The organism is Kitasatospora sp. NPDC088351 (genome assembly GCF_040685575.1).
Taxonomy (GTDB): domain Bacteria; phylum Actinomycetota; class Actinomycetes; order Streptomycetales; family Streptomycetaceae; genus Kitasatospora.
In genome coordinates, this window is record NZ_JBFBIL010000077.1 from 1 (window position 1) to 19641 (window position 19641).

A 19641-nucleotide genomic window follows, 5' to 3' on the forward strand; every position below is an offset into this window, starting at 1 on the left:
GTCGGCCACTCCCAGGGCGAGATCGCGGCGGCGCACGTCGCCGGCATCCTCTCCCTGGACGACGCCGCCGCCGTGGTGGCGTTGCGGTCGCAGGCCATCGCCCGCGGCCTGGCCGGACGCGGCGGCATGGTCTCGGTGGGCCTTCCCCGGGAGCGGGTGGCGAGCGCGCTGCCGGACGGCGTCGAGGTCGCGGCCGTGAACGGCCCGTCCTCGGTGGTCGTGGCCGGTGACCCGGCCGGGCTCGACACCTTGGTGGCCGCGTACGAGGAGCAGGGAGTGCGGGTCCGTCGGATCCCGGTGGACTACGCCTCGCACACCTCGCACGTGGAGTCGATCGAGGCCGAACTCGCCGACCTGCTGGGCTCCGTGAAGCCCCAGCCCGCCGCGATCCCCTTCTTCTCCACCGTCGAGAGCCGCTGGCTGGAGGGTCCGGAGCTGGACGCGGGGTACTGGTACCGCAACCTGCGGCAGACCGTCCGCTTCGCCGACGCCGTCGACACCCTCGCCGCCGCCGAGTACCGGGCGTTCGTCGAGGTCAGCGCCCACCCCGTGCTCGCCCACGCCGTCGTCGAGGCCCTGGAGGAGGCCGTCCAGGCGCCGACCGTCGTCACCGGGACCCTGCGCCGCGAGGACGGCGGCTGGGACCGCGTCCTGCTCTCGGCCGCCGTCCTGCACGTCCGCGGCGTGGAGGTCGACTGGTCGGCCTCCTACGCGGGCGCCGGCACCCTCCCCGCCTCCGAGCTTCCGACCTACCCCTTCCAACACCGGCACTACTGGCTGGAGTCGGTGCCCGTGACGACCACCCCCGCAGGAGATTCCCCGATGGCCACCGAGACCGAGCCCGACATCACCACCGAGGAGGCGCCCGGCGCCGTCCTCGCCCGCCGGCTGGCGGACGCCGACCCGGGGGAGCGCCTGGCCGTGCTGGTCGACGTGGTCCGCACGGAGGTCGCGGCCGTCCTCGGGCACGAGGGCACCGGCGAGATCGGGGCGGACGCCGTCTTCTTCGACATCGGCTTCGTCTCGCTGACCGCCGTCGAACTGCGCAACCGCCTCCAGAACGTCACCGGGCTCGAACTGCCCGCCCTGCTCGCCTTCGACCAGCCCACCCCGGAGCGGCTCGCCGGCCACCTCCTCTCCCTGCTCGACGAGACCGGGTCCGGCGACACCGGGTCCGGCGACACCGGAGCCGCCGAGCAGCGGACCGAAGGGAAGTGACCGCCGTGTTCGACACCACCGCCTACCTCAAGGCCCTCGACTACGACGGCCCGCTCGACCCCACCGCCGACACCCTGCGCGAGCTGCACCGGCGCCACCTGATCGCCGTCCCGTACGACTCCTCGCTCAACACCGCCCGCGGCGAGGCCCTGTGGGCGGGCGTCGACATCGACGTCGACGCCGTGTTCGACGCCGTCGTGCTCGGCGGCCGGGGCGGCGTCTGCTACGAACTGAACGGACTCTTCCTCGTGCTGCTGCGCGAACTCGGCTACGAGACCGGGCTGTTCTCGGCCGGGATCCGCCAGGTGGACGACAGCTTCGGGCCGGACCTGGAGCACGTCCTCGGCTTCGTCCGGCTGGACGGCGACCTCTGGCTGGTCGACGTCGGTTTCGTCGGCCCGTCCTACCTGGAGCCGCTGCGGGTGGTGCCCGACGAGGTGCAGCCGCAGTTCGGCACCGACTTCCGCGTCGTGCGCGCGGACACCGGCCACTACGTGGTGCAGCGCCGGGGCCGGGTCGGCGACTGGCGCGCCGTCTACCGGTTCCACTCGCGGCCGCGCGCCTTCGCGGACTGGCTGGTCCCCTCGCCGGAGCTGGACCGGTTCGCCCGGGCCCTGGCCGGCTCCGGCATCGTGGTGCGCGGCCGGGCCTTCGAGGGCGGCCAGCGGATCCTGATCGGTACCCGCCTGGTCGTCGTCGAGGACGGCACCGAGCGGCTGCGCGGCCTCGCCGACCCGGAGGAGCACGCCCGGGTGCTCGCCGAGATCCTGCGGAAGGACGCGGCCACCGCATGAGCGCCCCCGTCCACACCGAGACCGCCACCGACGCCGCCGCGGGCGACGGCGGCGGCCTCGACACCGACATCGCGATCGTCGGCTACGGGCCGGTCGGCCAGACCGCCGCCCTGCTGCTGGCCGCCCGCGGCCACCGGGTCACCGTCCTGGAGCGCTTCCCCCGGCCCTACCCGATGCCGCGGGCGGTCTCCTTCGACGGCGAGTCCGCCCGCATCCTCGCCGCCACCGGCGTGGGCGCGGCCCTGGACGAGCACGTCGAGTCCTCCCGGGACTACGTCTGGCACAACGCCGACGGGCAGACCCTCTTCCGGGTGGACGTCGAGGACGCCGGCCGCTCCGGCTGGCCCGACTCCAGCGCCGTCTACCAGCCGGGCCTGGAGACCGCGCTGGCCGCCCACGGCGAGCGGTACCCCACGCTGCGCGTCCTGCGCGGCCACCGGGTGACGGCGCTCGCCGACCGCGGCGACGCGGTCACGCTCACGGTCGAAGGACCGCGGACCGGCCCGTCGGGCGGCCCGCTCACCGCCCGCTGGGTGATCGGCTGCGACGGCGCCAACAGCGTGGTGCGCGAGGAGGCCGGGCTGACCGCCACCGACTTCGCGTTCTTCAACGACTGGCTGACCTGCGACGTCGTCCCGCACGACGGCCGGGAGTCCGTCCCCAACAACCTCCAGGTCTGCGACCCGGCCCGGCCGCGCACCGCCGTCTCCGCCGGGCCGGGCCACCGGCGCTGGGAGTTCATGCGGCTCGACCACGAGTCGCCCGAGGAGTTCGGCGGCGAGGCCAACGTCTGGAAGCTGCTCTCGCTGTTCGACATCGACCCCGGCAACGCCACCCTGCTGCGGCACGCCGTCTACACCTTCCAGGCGCGCTACGCGGACCAGTGGCGGCGCGGCCGGGTGCTGATCGCCGGGGACGCCGCCCACCTGATGCCGCCGTTCGCCGGGCAGGGCATGTGCTCGGGCTTCCGGGACGCCGCCAACCTCGCCTGGAAGCTGGACCTGGTGCTCACCGGCCGGGCCGCCGAAGGGCTGCTCGACAGCTACACCGCCGAGCGGCGCGAGCACGTGCGGCACGCGCTCACCATGTCGATGGACCTGGGCCGGGTCATCTGCCAGACCGACCCGGCCGCGGCCCGCGACCGCGACACCGTCATGCTGGCCGCCCAGGAGCGCGCCCGGCGCGGCGCGGAGGTCGGCGCAGCCCGGCCGCGCACCCCGGTCCAGCCGCTCACGGCGGGCCTGCGGCACGGCGGTGGGCCGGCCGGCGACCTGGTCGTGCAGGGGCGCGTGACGGCGGCCGGCCGGCCCGCCGGGCTCTTCGACGACGTGGTGGGGCGCGGCTTCGTGCTGCTCACCACCGAGCCGCCGGAGAGCCTGCTCACCGCCGGGGACCGCGCCTGGCTGGCCGACCTCGGCGGCCACGTGGTGAGGGTGCTCGCGCCCGCCGACGAGGAGCCCCCGGCGGGCGCGGTGGGCGACACCGACGGGGTGTACCTGCCGTACCTGGCCGAGACCGGGGCGGTCGCGGTGCTGGTCCGGCCCGACTTCTACGTCTACGGCGCGGCGGCGGACCGGACGGAGCTGGCCGCGCTCCTCGAAGCGCTCCGCACCGACCTCGCCGCCTGACGGCCCGACCGCCGCCCGTCGGAACCCGCCGGAACCCGCGGGGACTCGCCCGCCGGCCCCGCCCCGGCCCGCCGCCCGCCCCCTCCCGCGCACGTGCTGACGGCCCGCTCCCCCTCCGCGTGGAGGAGCGGGCCGTCGGTCCGGGTGGGCGGTCCTCAGACCGCCACGGGCGCCCGCCGGGCGGAGTGCTCCAGCAGGATCTCCGCCACGACGCGCGCCAGGTCGAGGGTCTGGCGCCCGTTCAGCCGCGGGTCGCAGCCGGTCAGGTAGCGTTCGGGGAGCTGCTCCTCGCGCAGGTCCTCGCGACCGCCGAGGCACTCGGTCACGTCGTCGCCGGTCAGTTCCAGGTGCAGACCGCCGGGGTGGCTGCCGAGCGCCCGGTGCACGGCGAAGTAACCGCTCACCTCGGCGGCGATCCGGTCGAAGCGGCGGGTCTTCAGCCCGCCGGCCGCCGTCTCGGTGTTGCCGTGCATCGGGTCGCAGAGCCAGACCACCGGGTGCCCCGCGTCCGCCACCGCCTCCACCAGCGGCGGCAGCACGTCGGACACCTGGTCCGCGCCCATCCGGCTGATCAGCGTCAGCCGGCCGGGGACGCGGTCCGGGTCCAGCGCCTCGGCGTAGGCGACGGCCTGGTCCGGGGTGGTGGACGGGCCCAGCTTGAGGCCCAGCGGGTTGGCGATCCGGCGGGCCAGGGCGACGTGCGCGCCGTCGAGCTCGCGGGTCCGCTCGCCGATCCACAGGAAGTGGCCGGACAGCGCGTACCCGTCGCGCACCAGCGGCACCTCGTAGTCGAGCAGCAGGGCCTCGTGACCGGCGAACAGTTCGGTGCGGGTCGCGTCGGCCACCGAGTCCAGCACGTCGAGCGCGGCGCCGGCGCCGTCGTACGCGGTGAGCATCCGCCGCGGGTCCGGTGTGCGGGCCTCGGCTGTCGCCGCGAGGCCGTTGACGATGTCGCCCCGGTAGGAGGGCAGCCCGTCCGGGCCCGTCGGGCTGGAGCGCGGCTTGGCGTACTGCCCGGCGACGCGTCCGACCGGCACCACCGGCAGGCCGGAGGCGACCTCGAACAGGGTCGCGCAGTGCAGTAGGGCGTGCAGGTTGGCGCGCACGTGCTCGGGGGTGTTGCCGGCGAAGGTCTCGGCGCAGTCCCCGCCCTGGACGACCAGGGCCCGGCCGAGCGCGGCCTCGGCCAGGCGCTCCCGGAGCCGGTCCACGGCGGCCGGCTCCACCAGGGGCGGCAGGGCGCCGAGCGCGGCGCGCACCTCGCGCACCCGTTCCTGATCGGGCCACTGCGGCTGCTGACCGGCGGTCAGGCCCGCCAGGGCCCGGGCGAGGTCGGGCCCGGTGCCGTCATGCACCGTCGGGGTCGTGGTGGTCGGCGTGGTCATCGGCGTCGTCATCCCGTCTTCCTCAGGTTGGCCCACAGATCGGCTGGCAGATCCTTGCGTCGGCGTACCCCGAGCTTGCGGTAGACCCGGGTGAGGTGCTGTTCCACGGTGCTCGCCGTGACGTACAGGCGTCCGGCGATCTCGCGGTTGGTGTAGCCGAGCACGGCGAGCGAGGCGACCCGCCGCTCGGACTCGGTGAGCGCGCCGACCCCGCCCGGCTCCCGTGCCTCGTCGGCGGCCGGGCCGCTCTCGCCGAGGTCCGCCGAGACCGACAGCAACTCCTGGGCGAGCGGCTTCAGGGCGCACATGTTCGCCACGTGCAGGGCCTGGCGCAGCAGCAGCCGGGCCCGGCGCTTGTTGCCGGCGCCCTGGTGCGCCCGGCTCAGGTCGGTGAGCACCCGCACCTGCTCGTAGCGGTCGCCGGAGGCCTCGGTGAGGTCGACGGCCTCGGTGAGCAGGGGGCCGCGCCGCCCGGCCGGCCCGGCCGCGGCGAGCAGCCGCAGCGCCGGGCCGCGGTTGTGCGGCAGGTCGGCGTCGGCCCGGCTGAGCTGTTCGTGGATCAGCCGCCAGGCGCGGTCCCGGTTGTCCAGCCGCAGCCAGGCGTCGGCGGCCTGGGTGCGCCAGGGCACCACCCCCGCGCCGTCCAGGCCCCAGGTGCGCAGCAGTTCGCCGCAGGACAGGAAGTCGGCGAGTGCCGCGTGGCCGTGCCGGGTCGCCAGGTAGTGCTCGCCGCGGGCGAACAGGTAGTGCAGCCCGTACAGGCTCTGGAACATCGCCTCACCGACGGCGTGGGTGAGGTGCTTGGCCGCCGAGCGGTGCTCGCCCGTGCGGCTCTCGGCGATGATCAGCGTGCCCAGCGGCAGGCCCACCGCGATGCCCCAGGCGGTGGGGCTGAGGTGGGTCAGCGCGGCCCGGCTGTGCTCGGCCGCCGTGGTCGGCTCGCCGAGCCGCAGGGCCGCCTCGGCGTGCGCCGCCGAGTACAGGGCCGTCGCGGTCGGGACCTCGCGGCGCGCGGCGGTGTCGAGCAGCCGTTGGCTCCAGACCGCCGCGGTGTCGGCGCGCCCGGCCTGGAGCAGCACCCGCAGCGCGAGCAGCGCGGCCTCCTCGGCCCACGCTGTGCGGCCGTGCAGGTGGGCGTCGTGCAGCACCTGCTGGGCGTGGTCGACGGCCTCCGCGGCCCGTCCCCGGGTGAGCGCCCCGGCGAGCGCGGCGGCGGCCCGCAGCTGCGGGTCGACGTCCGGGGCGACCGCGTGCCGCAGGTCGGCGGGCAGCGCCGGGACGCGGCGGCCCCGGGCCAGGCCCGGGTGGGTGTAGGCGAGCCAGGTCTCGACGTCGCGCAGCGCGCCCGTCTCGGCGGGGGAGGCCGGTCCGGTCCGGGCGCGCAGCAGATCCAGGACGGCCAGCGCCTCCTCGCCGCGGCCGTGCCACAGCAGGTACCGGACGAGGACGAGCGCCTCGGCGAGCCCGAGGTGCCCGGCCCGGACCGCGGCGGTGAGCGGCACCAGGTGCCGGGCCGCCGCCGAGGGGTTGAGCTGCCACTCGGCCTGCGCCAGCCGGTGCCGGAGCACCGCCCGGTCGTTCTCCTCGGCGGCCTCCTTGTGGGCCAGGCGCAGGCAGGTGACGGCGGTGCGGTGACGGTGGTCGAGCAGGGCGTGCTCGGCCGCCTCGGTCAGCGCGGCGACCGCCCACGGCGCGGGCGCCCGCCCGGCCTCGACCAGGTGTCGGGCCACCTCGGCGGCGGGGCTGCCCGTCTCGTGGGCCAGCTGGGCGGCCCGCAGCCGCAGTTCGGTGCGCTCGTGCGGGGCGAGGTCCTCCAGGACGGCGGCGCGGGCGGCCGCGGTGCGCAGCCGTCCCTCGCAGTCCAGCAGTCCGGCGGCGGTGAGCGTGGCGCGGATCCGGGCGACCGCGTCGGCGCTCTCCCGCTCGCCCAGCAGCCGGGCCACGTCCTCGGCCGGTGCCTCCTCGCCGAGCACGGCCTGGGCCTGGACGACCCGCAGCACGCCGGGGCCGGCCCGGTGAAGGCAGCTCAGCAGGGCCGGGCCGTAGCGCGGTTCGGGCTCGTCGGCGCGGTCGAGGTGCTCCTCGACGAGGGCGTGCAGCAGCAGCGGGTTGCCGCCGGCCACGTCCACCAGGCCGGGGCCGCGGTGACGGGCGTCCTCCTCGCCCAGGCCCTCGGTGACCAGGCGCAGCGCGCCGGCCCGGGACAGCGGGGCCAGCGCGAGGCGGTGCGCGTGCGGGTGGCGCAGCAGTTCGGCGTGCAGCCGGCGCCGCGCGGGCCACGGGGTGCTGCCGTCGGTGAGGACCAGCAGCACCCGGCTCTGCGGCAGGTGGCGGACGAGGTGGCGCAGGAAGTGCAGGGACGCCTCGTCGGCGTGGCCGATGTCCTCGACGCAGAGCAGCACCGGGGTGTCGGCGGAGGCCGCGAGCAGGGCGGTGGTCAGGTCGCGGCAGGCGCGCAGCAGCGCGGGCGACGGCGGGCCGGCCGGGTCGCCGGCCGCGCCGGTGCCGTTGAGGGCGGTGCCGTTGAGGGCGGTGCCGTTGAGGGCGGTGCCGTTGAGGGCGGTGCCGTTGAGGGCGGTGCCGTTGAGGGCGGTGCCGCCGGCACTCTCGGCCGGGTCGGCGAGGACGGCCGGGGCGGCCAGCGCGGCCAGCCGCTCGGCGTGCCCGGCGGGCCAGCCGGGGGAGCGGGCGATCCGGTCGGCGATGCCGAAGGGCAGATCCCGCTCCTGGGCGGAACAGCCCGCGCCCACGACCAGGACTCCGCGCTCGGCGGCCCGGGCGGCGAACACCCGCAGCAGCTCGCTCTTGCCGCTGCCGAGGGGTCCGTCGACCAGTGCCACCCGGCCCGCGCGGCCGAGACACTCGGCGAGCAGGTGGTCGAGTCTGTCGATGTGCGCATCACGTTCCAGCAGGGAAGGCACCGGGTACCCCCGACCTCATCTCTTGTAGGCGTCCGGCCGCCGGTCCCCGGCGGCTCCCCCGGGGCGATGGCGACGTCCGCCCGCTCCCGGTCGAACCCATCATGGGGACACCCCGCCCATCGCCCGGGAACTGACCGCCCATGGGCGGGCCACTGCCGCCGGGGCCGCCGGGCGGGGCAGGGATGATTCACAGTCCTGATGATCTTGTATCGTCCCTGCTCAGGGGATGTGGAGGAGGTCGAGGGGGCGAGTGAAGGGCCGGTAGGAGACGTGGCGGAGGCCGGCGGCGATGCTGGTGTGGCCGTGGTCGCGGAGGGTGTTGATCGCGAGGTTGCGCAGGGTCGCCATGTTCTCGGGCCCGTGGCCGGTGCGGATCTTGGAGGCGTCCTCGCGGAAGGCGGTGTCGCGGACGAAGTGGAGCCGGTTCTCGATGGTCCACTGCGAGCGGGCGGCCTGGCCGACGCGGCGACCAGCACCACACTCGTCAACGGGTGACGCAGACCACGCGGATCCACCGGCAGCGCCAGCCGGTCCACCAGACCCGCGCCGTTCTCGAGTTGACGAACAGGCGGGTCGGAGAGGGGGCGGGTGACAGACTGGCGACGCGTCGAGGCTCCGGTTCAGGGCGACGGACGAGGTCACCCCTTCAACCGGAGCCTCGATGCGTTCGCAACGGCCCGACACCACCCCATCACGCCCCCGTGACCTGCGCACTTGCCTGATCACCACGACTTTGAATCAGCCCTGCCGGGCGGGGGCGGTGAATTGCTGCGGAGATCACCGGCGGGGGTCGCCGGTGGTATCGTAGATAAGAATTGACGTGCAGTCAATGGAGGGCCCGGGTCGACCTGATGTACCATCGGGCACATTCTTCGGAATGGCATTGTCCGGAATCGCCGGGAATCGAGGGGGTAGGGGTGCGATTCAACGTTCTGGGGCCGCTTGAAGTGCTCTCCGACGGCACTGACGTGCCCATTCGCGGCCTGCAGCAGAGGGCCCTGCTCGGTGTTCTCCTGCTCCGCGCGAATAGCGTGGTGGGCATCAATGAGATAGCCGCCGCACTCTGGGGCGATGACCGTCCGTCCACGGCGCGGAAAATGGTGCAGAACTCGGTGGCCGGGCTGCGCCGCGCATTCCAGGCGGTCGGGGAGCCGGCGGACGGGAAAGTCGCGCTGAATACCACTCTGCCCGGATATGTGCTCAGAATCGAGCCGGAACAGCTCGATCTCACGGAATTTCATGAGCTTGTCACATTGGGCCGGGCCCGACTGGCGGCCGGCGACTGGACGCAGGCCTCGGAACTGCTGCGCCGCGCCCTCGGCCTGTGGCGCGGCCCGGTGCTCGCCGACGTGAGCGACGCCGGGCTCACCTGGCCCGAGCTGGCCGCCCTCCAGGGCACCCGGCTCGCCGTCCACGAGGACTGCATCCAGGCCGAGTTGGCGATGGGGCGGGACCGCGAGCTGATCGGCGAACTGGAGTCCCTGCTGGAGGCCGAGCCGACCCGGGAACGCCTGGTCGCCCAGCTGATGGTCGTCCTCTACAACTGCGGGCGCCAGCCCGAGGCGCTGGACCGCTACCGGCGCACCCGGGACCTGCTCGCCGACCGCTTCGGCCTGGAACCCGGCCGCGACCTGCGACGCCTCCAGCGCGCGATCCTCAGCCACGACCCGGCCCTGGCGCTGCGGCTCACCGCCGCCCCGGGCGGCGCGGCGGACTTCCCGCCCCCGGCCGGACCCCGGCCCGCGGCCGCCGCCCCGCGACCGCCGCGCCCCCGGCCGGCACCCGCCGCGCCGTCGCCGGCGCCCGCCCCGGCCGCGCGCGCCGACGACCGCGGCGCCGGCCGCGCCGGGACCGCCGACGCCCCGGCCGCCGAGAACGCCTTCCGCGCGTCCTGGGAACGGGTCGAGCGGCGCCCGGCCAGCGTCGTCATGGTCCGCGCTCGGTGGGCGGCCGACGACGGCGCCCTCGCCCCCGAGCGCGTCGACCACGCCGTCAAGGAGCTGACCGCCGGCATCCGGCGCGAGATGGCGCCCTTCGGCGGGCACGTGCGCCGGGCCTTCGGCTCGGTGTGGCTGGTCGTCTTCGGTGTCCCCCGGGCCCACGAGGACGACGCCGAGCGGGCCCTGCGCGCCGCCCTCGCCCTGCGCCGCCACTTCGAGGCGCCCGGACCGGCCGTCCCCGGGGGCACCGTGCCCGGACCGGCGCCCGGTACCGCGGCCACCGCCACCCGGCCGGTCACCCACCTCGTGGTCGGCACCGGCGAGGTGGTGGTCACCTACGACGACAGCGCACCCGAGCCCGTGGAGGTCACCGGCCAGGTCCTGGACGCCTGCCACCACCTGCTGCTGCAGGTCCCCCGCGGGGAACTGTGGGCCGCCGACGCCACCGTCGAGGCCGGCGGCGCCGGCCTCGGCTTCGCCCCGGTCCCCGGCGTTCCCGGCGTCCACCGCCCCGCGCGCTCCCGCCCCGACGGCCGCGGGCCGTCCGGGCACCCCGTCGAACCGCCGTTCCTGGAGCGCACCCACGAGCTGAACCTGCTGCGCGGCGCCTACCAGGACACCATCCGCCGCCAACTGCCGTACCTGGTCACGGTGATCGGTGAGCCCGGCATCGGCAAGACCCGGCTGATCGGGGAGTTCGCCGCCGCGCTGCGCGACGGCGCCGGACCGCCGGCGCCCCGGGTGCTCCACGCGGGCACCCCCGCCTTCGACGCCCACACCCCCTACGAGCCACTGGCCGGCGTGGTCCGCGCCTACACGGGCATCCGCGCCGGCGCGCCGGCGGCCGTCGTCCTGCCCGCGCTGACCGGCGTCGTGCGCGGGCTCTTCCCGCACGCCGCCACCGGACCGATCGTCACCGCGCTCGCCGCCTGCCTCGGCCTGCCCGCCCCGGCCGCCTCCGCCCAGGGGCCGGACGGTGGCGCCGTCCCACGGGAGGAAGTCCTCGGCGCGCTGCGGCAGTTCCTGGAGGAGGCGGCCACCGACCGCCCGCTGGTGGTCGTCCTGGACGACCTCCACCGCGCCGCCGACTTCGTCCGCTCCTTCGTCGAGGACCTCACCGTCCGGCTCGGCCCGGTCGCCCTGCTGCTGATCGTCGGCGCCCGCTCCGAACTGCTCCACACCAGGCCCTCCTGGGCGTGCGCCAAGCGCCGCTCGGCCCTGCTGCACGTGGCACCGCTGTCCACCGCGGCCACCGCCACCGTGATCGGCGCCGCCTCCGGCCGCCGCCACCCGACGCCCGCCGACGACCGCCGCGCGGCCCTCGCCGACGGCAACCCGCTGTTCGCCCAGGCCTACGCGCGGGCGGCGGACGCCGGCGCCGACCCGGCCGCCGCCCACCCGCCGGCCGTCCTCGCCGTCGCCGCCGCCCAGCTCGACGGCCTCGACCGCACCGCCCGCTCGGTGCTGCGCGACGCCGCCGTCGTCGGCGGCACGCTGTGGCGCGGCGCGGTCGCCGCCGTCAGCCAGCGCGACCCCGAGGAGGTCGGCCGCAGCCTGGAGCTCCTGGAGTCGCGCGAACTGCTGCGCCGGGTGCGCCGCAGCGGCGTCCCCGGAGACGTCGAGTACGCCTTCCGGTACGCCGTCAGCCGCGATGTGGCGCTCGCCCAGCTGCCCGGCCGCGTCCTGGTCGAACGCCACCTGCGGGCGGCCGACTGGGCCGCCCTGCTGGACGTGCCCCGCCCCGGGCTGCTGGCCTTCCACTACGACCGCGCCATCGCGCTCGCCGAGGCGGACGGCACCCCGGTGGAGACGATGGAGCGCCGCGCCTGGGAAGCCCTGGTCGGGGCGTCCGCCCGGGCCGCCGCCGCGGGCGACGACGCGCTCGCGGTCAGCTGCCTCGACCACGCCCTGGACCGCTGCCCGCCGGGCGAGCCCGAGCGGGTCTGGCTGGTCACCCACCACCGCCGCATCCGCGACAGCCTCGGCACCCGCGCCCATCGCCGCCGCCCGGCCGTTACGAGCTGACCCCGGCGGGGACGGGCAGCGCCGGGGCGAGTTCCCGCACGCGTTCCAGCGAGCGGATCTTCTCCTCGACGTCGGTGACGTTATTGGTCACCATCAGCTCGTCCGCGCCGGTGCGCTCCAGCAGGTCCGCCAGCGCCCGGCGGACCTCCTCGGCGTCACCGACCGCCTGGGTGCTGAGCAGCGCGTCGGCGGCGGCCCGCTCGGCCTCCGTCCACGGGTATGCCGCCGCCTCCTCGACGGTGGGCAGCGGCGCGATCGGCGAGGCGCCGTTCAGCCGCAGCACCGGGAACAGCGCAGGCGCCGCCAGTCGGCGCGCCTGCTCCGAGGTCTCCCCGCACACCGTGTAGGCGGTGACGATCGCGTGCGGCCGCTCGGCCCGGGCCGAGGGCCGGAAGCTCTCCCGGTACGCCCGCAGCGCCTCCTCGGTGCCGCGAGAGTTGAAGAAGTGGTGGGCGAACGCGTACGGCAGCCCGCGCCGGCCCGCGTCCACGGCGCTGCGCACACTGGCACCCAGCAGCCACGGCCGGGGCGGCTGCGGCGGCTCCGGCAGGGCCTCCAGCCGCTGGTAGACGTGCCCGTCCGGGAAGCCGCCATCGACGAAGGCGAGCAGCTCCTCCAGCGCCGCCGGGAAGTCCTCGTCGGGCGCCCGGCGCAGCGCGTGGGAGAGCACCGGGTCCGCGCCCGAGCGGCCGATGCCCAGGTCCACCCGGCCGGGGAAGAGCGCGGCCAGCGTCCGGAAGGACTCCGCGACGGCGTACGGTGGGTGGTTGGGCAGGATCACCCCGCCCGCGCCGATCCGGATCCGGCTGGTCCGCTCGCCGAGCGCGGCCAGCAGGACGGCCGGGACGGAGCCGGCGATCCCGCGCGAGTTGTGGTGCTCGGCCACCCAGAACCGGGTGTAGCCCAGCTCGTCGGCGGCCGCCACCAGCCGGCGGGTGCCGACCAGGGTGTCGGCGGGGCGGCCGACGGAGTCGATGGACGATATGTCGAGGACGGACAGCGGGACGGTCGGGGAACTGCTGGTCATGCGCGGGTGCTCCTTACTCGGGGTGTCACGCGTACCAGGTGGGGCGGGGGACTTCGCCGTGCAGGAGGTGGCGCCCCACCACCCGGGCGCGCCCCGGGTCGTCCTCGTGCACCCGCCGCGCCCGGGTGTCCCGCCAGTAGCGGTCCAGCCCGGCCGCGGCCTCGGCGCCGCCGGGGCCGGCCGCCCCGAGCACGCCGGCGGTGACCGCGTCGGCGGCCGCGCCGGCCTGCGTGGCCAGCGCCGCGACCCGGACGGCGTGCCGGCCGCGCTCCTCCTCGGTCACCGTGCGGCGCCGGGCGTGCAGGGCGTCCGCCTCGGCGCCGACGGCGTCGGCGAACGCCTCCACCGCCCACAGCGCGGAGGCCAGGGCGCCGTAGTGCCGGGCCGCGTCCGCGGCGGCGGCCTCGGTCAGCGGCGCCTCCGAGCACTGCTCGCGCGCGTGCCGGGCGGCGGCGTCCAGCGCGCCCCGGGCCGCGCCGATCAGCGCGTTGGCCTGGGCGAGCCGGAAGGCCGGGGTGAGGAAGGTGTTGTAGACCCGGGGCACGAAGGTCTTGTCGACGTGGCCGAGCGCCCCGGTCCACGGGATGTTCGCGCCGTCGGCGACCACGGTCCCGGCAGCCAGCGACCGCAGCCCGAACTCCTCGGCGCCGGGCTCGAAGGACAGCCCCACGTGGCCGCTCATCGCGAGCGCGCTGATCGGGGTGTCGCCGTCCTCCAGGAAGCCCTCCAGGATGGTGATGTCCGACACCGGGTGGCCCAGGGCGCGCTCCAGCCGCCCGTGGAACAGCATCTCGCGGCCCGTGTCCTGGATCACCAGGGGCGCCGAGCGGGGCTTCGAGGACCCGCTGAAGAACCACCGGGCCCGGGCCGACACCTCGCCGATGTGCTGGATCTTCTCGTCGGTGCCGATGAACTCGGCGATCGACACCCACACGTAGTGGTGGGCCAGCAGTTCGCCGACCGAGGCGTCGGCCGCCGCGACGGTGCGCACCACCCGGAACGCGGTGGACCAGTTCTGGCCGGCCCCGCCGTACTCGACCGGCCCCAGGAGGGTCACCAGGCCGGTCTCCTTCAGCAGCCGGATCTCCCGCACCGGCGGGGTGCCCTCGCGGTCGCGCCGGGCGGCGCCGGGTGCCAGCCGCGCCGCGACCTCCTCGGCCCGCCGCAGCCACACCTCGGCGGCCTCGGGGACGGCGTCCGTCGTCGTGTCAGTCATGTCTCCCACTTCGTGACGTGCTCGCCGTCCTGCCCGGCGACGTGTTCGGTGTCCTACTCCGTGTCCTGCTCCGGGTCGTCGCGGCCGGTGACGTCCGCGCCGTGCGTCCCGCCCGAGCCGTCTGCACTGCCCGCACTGCCCGCACCGTCCGCGCCGGGCAGCCGCAGGACGGCGTCCAGCAAGGCCCGGGTGTACGGGTGGGCGGGGGCCTCGAAGATCCGCTCGGTTTCGCCCTCCTCGACGACCGACCCGCCGCGCATGATCAGCACCCGGTCGGCGACCTGCCGCACCACGGCCAGGTCGTGGGTGATGAACAGCAGGGCGATGCCCCGCTCGCGCCGCAGCCGGTCCAGCAGCTCCAGCACCTGCGCCTGCACCGAGACGTCCAGCGCCGAAACCGGCTCGTCGCAGACCAGCACCTGCGGACGGCCCGCCAACGCCCGGGCGATGGCCACCCGCTGGCGCTGACCGCCGGACAGCTGGTGCGGCCGGCGGGAGAGCAGTTCGGCCGGCAGGCCGACCTGGTCGAGGAGTTCCGCGCACCGCCGGGCCCGCTCGGCGCGCCGCAGTCCCGGCAGCGCCTCGCCGATGATCCGCGCCACGGTGAACCGGGGGTCCGCCGAGGCGTACGGGTCCTGCTGGACGAACTGGATCGCCGAGCGCCCGGCCCGGCGCCGCCGCTCCGGAAGCGCCGACCAGGGCCGCCCGTGCAGCAGCACCTCCCCGGCGTCGGGACGGGACAGACCCATCGCGACCCGCGCCAGCGTGGTCTTGCCCGAGCCGGACTCGCCGACCACGCCCAGCGCCTCACCCGCCCGCAGGGTGAACCCGACCTCGTCGAGGGCCCTCGGCCCGCCCAGGGCGAAGGACTTGACCAGCCCGCGCCCGGTCAGTACCGGGGCCGCTTCCTCGGCGTCCGGTGCCTCGGGCGGGGCCTGGGCGGGACGGGCCGGCGGGCGGCCCGAGGGCACCGCGTCCAGCAGCATCCGGGTGTACGGGTGCTCCGGGGCGGACAGCACCCGGCCGGCCGGCCCGTTCTCCACCACCCCGCCCCGCCGCAGCACCAGCACCCGGTCCGCCAACTGCGCTACCACCGCCAGGTCGTGACTGACCAGCAGCAGTCCCCGGCCCTCGTCCTTGAGCCGGCCGAGCAGCGCCAGGATCTGCGCCTGGACGATCGCGTCCAGCGCCGTGGTCGGCTCGTCGGCGATCAGCAGCGGGGCGTCGGCGGCCAGCGCCGAGGCGATCAGCGCGCGCTGGCGCAGCCCGCCGGAGAGCTGGTGCGGGTACTGGGTGCGCCGGGCCTCCGGCTCCGGCACGCCCACCGCCGTGAGCAGTTCCACCACCCGGGCGTCGCCGTCCGGGCCGGCGGTGCCGCCGAGGCGGGCCGCCTCGGCGATCTCGGCGCCGACGGTGCGCAGCGGGTCCAGCGCGGTCAGCGCGTCCTGGAAGACCATGGCGACCCGCCGGCCGCGCACCGCGCGCCACTGCCGTTCGCCGAAGCCGGTGGTGTCCGCCCCGGCCACCTCCAGGGTCCGGGCGGAGACCCGGGCCCTGGCGCCCGCCAGCCCGATGAGGGAACGCGAGGTGACGGACTTGCCCGAGCCGGACTCGCCGACCAGCGCCACGCACTCCCCGGGGCCGATGGCCAGCGACACCCCGTCCACGGCGGGCCGCGGCGCGCCGGGGAACGACACCCGCAGCCCCTCCACCCGCACGAGCGGGCCCGGCACCGACGCACCGGTGTCCCCGGCCGTCGCCTTCGTCGCGGTCGCTTCCGTTGTCGTCGTCGTCATCGCACCGCCCTCAGCTGCAGCGAACGGCCGATCAGCGTGGTGCAGACCACCACGACCGAGACGGCCAGGCCGGGTGCGATCGAGATCCACCAGGCCGTCTGGAGAAAGTCCTTGCCGTCGGCGACCATCGAGCCCCAGTCCGCCTCCGGCGGGACCGGGCCCAGGCCGAGCACGCTGAGCCCGGAGCCCGAGATGATGGCCGAGCCCAGCCCGATGGAGGCCAGCACCACCAGCGGGCCGCCGACGTTCGGCAGCACGTGCCGCAGCACCGACCGCCAGGCCGGCACCCCCAGCACCCGCGCCGCTTCCACGTACTCCGAGCGCAGCACCAGCCGTGCCTGGCCGCGCACCAGCCGGGCGTAGTTGGGTACCCCGGCGATGCCGATGGCGATCGCCACGTTGACCGTGCCGCCGCCCAGCAGCGCCACCACCACCAGCGCGAGCAGCAGTTCGGGGAAGCCCAGCAGCACGTCCACCACCCGCATCAGGGCGAAGTCGACGCGCCGTCCGCCGCAGCCGGCGACCAGGCCGAGCAGCGCGCCGCCGCCCACCCCGATCAGCGTCGCGCCGACCGCGATCAGCAGCGACAGCCGGGTGCCGTGCACCAGCCGCGACCATACGTCCCGGCCGAGCTGGTCGGTGCCCAGCCAGTGCTCGGCACCGGGCGGGCGCAGCGCCGCCGCGACGTCCGTCGCCTCGGGGGCGTGGGTGGCGAACACCCCGGGGAAGACCAGCACGAGCGCCACCGCGGCCAGCAGGACCAGCGGTGCCAGGCGGGCCGACGAGCGCAGCAGCGCGCCCCGGCGGGCGGTGGCCGCGGCCGGCCGGTCGAGGAGGGCGGTCACGGTGCTCATGCCGTTCCTCCCTCGCGCAGCCGGGGGTCGATCAGCGGGTGGAGCACGTCCACCAGGGTGTTGATGACCACGAACGCCGCGCTGGAGATGACCACCAGGGCGCTGACCACCGGCAGGTCGCGCGAGCCGACCGCGTTGGCCAGCACCCGGCCCAGGCCCGGCCGGGTGAAGATGTTCTCCACCAGCACCGCGCCGCCGAACAGGCTGCCCAGCACGAAGCCGGCCAGCGTGGTCAGCGGCAGCAGCGCGTGCCGCAGGGTGTGCCGCAGCAGCACCGCCGTCGCGCCCAGGCCGCGCGAGCGCGCGGTCAGCACGAACGGGCGGCCGTCGGCGCTCTCCAGCTCCTGGCGGATCACCTGGGCGAGCACTCCGGCCAGCGGCAGCGCCAGCGCCAGCGTCGGCAGCACCAGCGCCGCCGGCCCGTCCGCCCCGATCGAGGGCAGCGCGTGCAGCCGGTAGGAGAACACCGTCAGCAGGATGATGCCCAGCCAGAACGACGGCATCGACACCATCAGCAGCTCGGCCATACCGGCGGCACCGCGCACCGCCCAGCCCCGGCCGGCCGTCAGGGTGGCCGCCAGCACCGCCAGCACCAGCGCGGTGACCAGCGCGGACACCGCCAGCTCGACGGTCGGGCCGAGCTGGCTGCCGAGCAGCCGCCCGATCGGCTCGTTGAGCTGGTACGACCAGCCGAGGCCGCCGCTCGCCAACTGGGCGAGCTGGCGGCCGTACTGGACGAGCAGCGGGTCGTCCAGGCCGTTCTCAGCGATCACCTGGTCACGCAGGGCCGGGGTGGCGGCGGCGCCCGGCCCGATCAGTCCGTCCACGATGTCGCCGGGGGCGAGGTGGAGGGCGAAGAACGTCACCGTGAGCGTCCCCCACACCACCACCAGCCCCGCCGCGAGCCGCCGGGCGACGAACCTGGCCCAGGGCGGCACGTGCCGTCGCGGCACAAGCCGGGCGCGGTCGGACACCTCAGGCCACCCCGATGCCGTAGAAGTCGGGGTTGGCGTCGACGTCCAGGACCAGCCCGTTCACCTTGCCGTGCCGGGCGACGTCCATGGTGGCGATGTAGGCCGGGAAGGAGTACGCCTGCTCGACGATCTTCCGCTGGACCTTGCGGTACAGCTCGGCTCGCTGCGCGGCGTCCACGGTCGCCTCGGCCTGGTCCAGCCAGCCGTCGATCTCGGCGTCCTTGACCCGGCTGCCGTTCGCCCCGCCGCCCCCGAACTGGGACTTGGAGTGGTAGAGGCTGCCCAGCAGGCTCGGGTCGGAGCCCTGCCAGGCGAAGGCGAACACGTCGTAGTCGCCCTTGCCGGTGCGCCCGGTGGAGCCTGCGGAGTCCAGCGGCACCAGCTTCAGCTCGATGCCGACCTGCTTCAGCGCGTCCTGCACGCCCACGTCGAAGGTGTGGTTCTGGGCCGAGACGAAGGTCTGCACGTACGGCTGCTCGGCGGTGAGGCGCTTGCCGTCCTTGGTGCGGTAGCCCTCGGCGTCCCGCCCGGTCCAGCCGGCCTCGTCCAGCAGCTTCTCCGCCTTCTCCTTGCTGTACTCCCAGGCTGGCTTGGCGAACGACGGCTCGGCGCCGGGGGTGGAGGGTGCCAGCGGCCCCCAGGCCTGCTCGTACTCGCCCTGGAAGATGCCCTTGACGATCCCGGCGAAGTCGATGGCGTGCCGGACGGCCTGCCGGGCGCGCGGGTCGTCGAACGGCGCGCGGGCGGTGTTGAGGTAGTAGGTGTAGGGGACGCCGGGGACCGCCTTGCGGACCACCTGGACGCCGTTCTGGCCGCGCAGGCCGGCCAGCCGGTTGGCGGGGATCAGCTCGGCGGCGTCGACCTGACCGGACGTCAGTGCGCCGACCCGGGAGGCGTCCTCCTTCAGCAGCAGCACGACGATGCTCTCCAGCTTCGCCCGCCCCTGGTGGGCGGCGGTCGGCGGGGCCCAGTTGTAGTCGGGCCGGCGCTTGAACACCGCCTGCTGGCCCGGCGTCACCGACTCGAAGGTGAACGGGCCGGTGCCGACGACGAACGCGCCGCCGGAGGAGAGGTCGCCCGCGTGGTCGCGCAGCGCGACGGGGGAGTGGAAGCCGAGGAAGGTGCTCCCCGCCGAGCCGAGGAACGAGGAGTGAGGGGCGGTCAGGTGCACGGCCACCGTGCGCGGGTCGACGACCTCGGTCTCCTTGTAGGGGCCGAGCAGGCCGGCCGCCCGCTTGGACGCCGTCTTCGCCGCCGTGACGTGGTCGAAGTTCGCCTTCACGGCCGCCGCGTCGAACGGGGTGCCGTCGCTGAAGGTCACGCCGGTGCGCAGGGTGAAGGTGTAGGTGAGGCCGTCGGGCGAGACCGTCCACGAATCGGCCAGCCACGGCTTGACGGTCCCGTCCGGGGCGATCGCGACCAGCGACTCCAGCACCGGGCGCAGCAGCCGCCCGGTGACGGCGGTGGACGCGGCGTGCGGGTCCCAGCTGTCGGGTTCGACGGCGGCGCCGTAGCGCAGGGTGCCGCCGCCGCTCTTCGCGGAGGGCGGGGCGGAGGAGTCGGAGCAGGCCGTGAGGACGGCGGGGCCGATGACGGCGGCGGCGGTCAGGGTGACCGGGAGACGGAGGAAACGGCGTCTGGTGTACATGGGTCCTTCTCGATCCTGCGCGAGGCGGGGGAACGGTGGGCGGCGTAAGGCCCGCCCACCCCGCGGGGCAGGCGCTGATGGCCCCGGCCGCGGACGATGCGACGAGTCTGCTGGCTCCGTCCGGATCCGACCCCCCTGACCGTCCCCCTATGCGGGCCCTTTCCGGGGCCCGCGGGTTTCGCGGCGGGACGCTCGCGGGTGTGCTCGGCCGGCGT

13 protein-coding genes are annotated in these 19641 nt (G+C 75.9%); 4 read left to right on the plus strand and 9 right to left on the minus strand.

Annotated elements, in window-relative coordinates; genetic code table 11:
* From AB0P06_RS33230 to AB0P06_RS33240, 3 genes are all read left to right on the plus strand, one after another.
* The coding region (locus AB0P06_RS33230; RefSeq protein WP_363614044.1) for an acyltransferase domain-containing protein at nt 1-1218 on the plus strand (1218 nt) is incomplete at its 5' end.
* Between the two features lie 5 nt (nt 1219-1223).
* Nucleotides 1224-2012 carry an arylamine N-acetyltransferase gene (locus AB0P06_RS33235; protein WP_363614047.1) on the plus strand — a complete coding sequence of 263 codons (789 nt, stop codon included), beginning with the start codon at nt 1224-1226 and terminating at the stop codon, nt 2010-2012.
* Nucleotides 2009-3640 (plus strand): bifunctional 3-(3-hydroxy-phenyl)propionate/3-hydroxycinnamic acid hydroxylase, encoded by a 1632-nt coding sequence (locus AB0P06_RS33240; RefSeq protein ID WP_363614050.1) that lies wholly within the window; start codon nt 2009-2011, stop codon nt 3638-3640. The genes AB0P06_RS33235 and AB0P06_RS33240 overlap by 4 nt, the downstream gene beginning before the upstream one ends.
* 155 nt (nt 3641-3795) lie before the next feature.
* Here AB0P06_RS33240 and AB0P06_RS33245 read toward each other — a convergent pair whose 3' ends face one another.
* The 3 genes from AB0P06_RS33245 to AB0P06_RS33255 form a co-directional block, all read right to left on the minus strand.
* The gene (locus AB0P06_RS33245; protein WP_363614051.1) at nt 3796-5037 is read right to left on the minus strand and encodes a 3-deoxy-7-phosphoheptulonate synthase; all 1242 of its coding nucleotides are present in this window, start codon (nt 5035-5037) and stop codon (nt 3796-3798) included.
* Nucleotides 5034-7946 (minus strand): AAA family ATPase, encoded by a 2913-nt coding sequence (locus AB0P06_RS33250; RefSeq protein ID WP_363614053.1) that lies wholly within the window; start codon nt 7944-7946, stop codon nt 5034-5036. The genes AB0P06_RS33245 and AB0P06_RS33250 overlap by 4 nt, the downstream gene beginning before the upstream one ends.
* 219 nt (nt 7947-8165) lie before the next feature.
* The gene (locus AB0P06_RS33255) at nt 8166-8294 is read right to left on the minus strand and encodes a hypothetical protein (protein WP_363614055.1); all 129 of its coding nucleotides are present in this window, start codon (nt 8292-8294) and stop codon (nt 8166-8168) included.
* A gap of 749 nt (nt 8295-9043) precedes the next feature.
* On the opposite strand from AB0P06_RS33255, the gene AB0P06_RS33260 reads away from it, so the two are divergent.
* Nucleotides 9044-11911, plus strand: a complete 2868-nt coding sequence (locus tag AB0P06_RS33260; RefSeq protein WP_363614057.1) for a BTAD domain-containing putative transcriptional regulator — start codon at nt 9044-9046, stop codon at nt 11909-11911.
* On the opposite strand, the gene AB0P06_RS33265 is transcribed toward AB0P06_RS33260, so the two are convergent.
* From AB0P06_RS33265 to AB0P06_RS33290, 6 genes are read right to left on the minus strand one after another with little or no spacing between them, the layout of a single operon-like run.
* On the minus strand, nt 11901-12938 hold the full coding sequence (locus AB0P06_RS33265) for an LLM class flavin-dependent oxidoreductase (RefSeq protein WP_363614059.1): 1038 nt from the start codon (nt 12936-12938) through the stop codon (nt 11901-11903). The two genes, AB0P06_RS33260 and AB0P06_RS33265, sit on opposite strands and share 11 nt — an antisense overlap.
* A gap of 25 nt (nt 12939-12963) precedes the next feature.
* Complete coding sequence (locus AB0P06_RS33270; protein WP_363614061.1) at nt 12964-14154, minus strand: acyl-CoA dehydrogenase family protein; 1191 nt, start codon at nt 14152-14154, stop codon at nt 12964-12966.
* 53 nt (nt 14155-14207) lie between these two features.
* Nucleotides 14208-15950, minus strand: a complete 1743-nt coding sequence (locus tag AB0P06_RS33275; protein ID WP_363614062.1) for an ABC transporter ATP-binding protein — start codon at nt 15948-15950, stop codon at nt 14208-14210.
* Complete coding sequence (locus AB0P06_RS33280; protein WP_363614064.1) at nt 15947-16804, minus strand: ABC transporter permease; 858 nt, start codon at nt 16802-16804, stop codon at nt 15947-15949. Before AB0P06_RS33280 ends, AB0P06_RS33275 begins: the two co-directional genes overlap by 4 nt.
* A complete protein-coding gene (locus AB0P06_RS33285) occupies nt 16801-17778 on the minus strand; it encodes an ABC transporter permease (protein WP_363614066.1) in 978 nt (325 codons plus the stop codon). Before AB0P06_RS33285 ends, AB0P06_RS33280 begins: the two co-directional genes overlap by 4 nt.
* A 1-nt stretch (nt 17779) precedes the next feature.
* A complete protein-coding gene (locus AB0P06_RS33290; RefSeq protein ID WP_363614068.1) occupies nt 17780-19426 on the minus strand; it encodes an ABC transporter substrate-binding protein in 1647 nt (548 codons plus the stop codon).
* Between the last annotated feature and the right edge of the window lie 215 nt (nt 19427-19641).